1 protein-coding gene is annotated in these 2494 nt (G+C 61.4%); it reads left to right on the top strand.

Annotation, left to right across the window (positions count from 1 at the left end):
- The first annotated feature begins 295 nt into the window (after positions 1 to 295).
- On the top strand, positions 296 to 2485 hold the full coding sequence (locus CDV44_RS07735; protein WP_170935896.1) for a TonB-dependent siderophore receptor: 2190 nt from the start codon (positions 296 to 298) through the stop codon (positions 2483 to 2485).
- Positions 2486 to 2494: the final 9 nt, after the last annotated feature.

The raw sequence follows: 2494 nt of genomic DNA, 5'->3' as shown, positions 1-2494 counted from the left end.
ATCCCGCAGAACCGAACAACCAGTGAGATCCCCCGGGACATGCTCCGGGGAGATGTCCGAAATCATTTCGTTGTCATGACGGTCCGGCCCGTTCTCATTGTGAATGCAAATGAGAACGGTTATTATTTCACTTCTATTTTTACGTCGGGCGGAATTCCTGATCCCGATGCAGCATGCGCCGCTGAGAGCGCGCCACCACACGTCAAGGGGAAGGTTGCACATGAAGTCGATTCACGGGCAGTACCGAACAACACGGAGGGGCGCACTCACACCGAGTCGTACAAGTCTGGCGGTTATGTTGCTGCTTCTGGGGCAAGCGGCTGCGGCACAGGCGCAGTCTCAAGCCACGCAGGGCAGCAGCGCGGCGCAACCGGCGAACAATGCCGCAGGTGACACCGCAACAGCGCCCGGGGCCGCACCGGTCGCGGCACTGCCGGCAACCAACGTGGAAGACCAGCGCGACGCGGTGGCCGAAGCGCTGAACCCACCCACGACGGTTGGCTCGAAGATTCCGATGACGGCACGCGAAATCCCGCAAACCGTGTCGGTGATCACGCAGGAGCAAATCAAGGAACAGAACTTCCAGACGCTCAAGGACGCCATGCAGTACGCGCCCGGCATCACCACGTTGCAGAGCGACTCGGACCGTGTGCAGTACTACGCACGTGGCTTCCCGATCACCTCGTTCCTTGTGGATGGCACGCCGTCCTACGTGAACAGCAGCATGTCGGTCACCGCCGATACGTTCCAGCCGAGTCTGGCGATCTACGACCGGGTCGAAGTGCTGACCGGGCCGTCAGGTCTCTTGAATGGCTTCGGCGCTCCGGGCGGCGCGGTCAACCTCGTGCGCAAGCACGCGCAGAAAGAATTCGAGGCCAGCGCAACGCTCAGCGGCGGTACGCGCGGTAACAGCGGCGCCACCATCGACGTGGGCGGACCGCTCAACCCGGCTGGGTCGCTGCGTGGGCGCGCCGTCGTGTCCTATACCGGCGCCGATGGCGTGCAGGACACCACCAACACGCGCAACAAAGTGCTGTACGGCACGCTGGAAGCCGACCTGACGTCTACGACGCTGCTGCGCGTCGGCGCGAGCTACAACGAGTACACGTCAAACGAGCCGTGGATCTGGGGCATTTACACCGACGGCACCTACGGCAATCTGCCGCGTGGCCATTACTACGGCGCCGGCTGGAACCGCGACACATTCCGCACCACGGATCTCTTTGCCGAATTGCACCAGAAGCTCGGCGGCGGCTGGACGGCCAAGGCCGTGTTCGATTACGTGTACTCACGCTCGAACACTCTGCAAGCTAGCCAGTTCAATGCGTGGGACCCGGCAACCTACACCGGCGACATCAGTTCGACGAACAACGTGGTGAGCGAGGGCAAGACCAATATCGACGTGTCTGCGACCGGCCCGTTCACGCTGTTCGGGCGCACGCATCAGGCCACCATCGGCGCCAACTACATGCGCATGGTCGAGCACCAGTCGCAGTACTACGGCACGCCGGACAACCTGTTCAACGTCTCCAACGTCAACCTGCTGAACATTCTGTACCCGATGCCGGTGTTCCCGGGCACGCCCGACACGGTGAGCCGCAACAACACCTATGCCAAGCAGTACGGCATCTACGCGCAGACGCGTCTCTCGCTGCTCGATCAGTTGACCCTGATTCTCGGCGGGCGCGTGAGCTGGTACCAGTCAAAGTTCGCAGTCGATCCGACGTACAACGTCTTCAACATGAACGGCAACTCGCTGGGCAACGCCGGCAAGTTCACGGGCTATGCGGGGTTGGTGTACGACCTGAACAAGACGTGGTCGGTCTACGCCAGCTATACGAGCATCTTCCAGCCGCAGGACAACTTGCTGACGACCTCCGGCACGCTGATCAAGCCGATCACGGGTGATCAGTACGAAGCCGGGATCAAGGGCGAGTTCATGGACGGCCGCTTCACGACGGCGTTTGCGGTCTATCAGATCAACCAGTCCAACCGCGCGATGATCGACCCGAACGACCCGACCCAGTCGCACTACGTGGCGCTGGGCAAGGCGCGCACGCGTGGCTTCGAGGTCTCGGGCACGGGTGAGTTGCTGTCCGGCTGGAAATTGTTCGGCAGCTACACGTACAACAACAGCCAGTTGGAAGACTCGAACAGCTTCGACACGATCGCGTCGCCGTTCTCGTCGATTTCACCGCACAACATCTTCAAGCTCTGGACCAGCTATCGCCTGCCGGGCAGCTGGAACGGGCTCACCGTGGGGGCGGGCGTGACTGCCGTGAGCGAAACATCGACGACGCGTAACGGCTTCACCGCCAATCAGGGCTTCTACGCCGTGGTCGATGCGTCGATCAGCTATGCGTTCACGAAGAAGACCTCCTTGTCGCTCAACGCGAACAATCTGTTCGATCGCGATTACTTTGCTGCGGCTTACGCCCGAGGCCAGCCGCGCACCGTGATGTTGACCCTGCGAACCGCCTATTGATTGACTGAT

It is taken from the genome of Pandoraea sp. PE-S2R-1, from assembly GCF_002179865.1.
Classification (GTDB): Bacteria; Pseudomonadota; Gammaproteobacteria; order Burkholderiales; family Burkholderiaceae; genus Pandoraea.
This window is presented reverse-complemented; position numbering and strand designations above follow the sequence as displayed.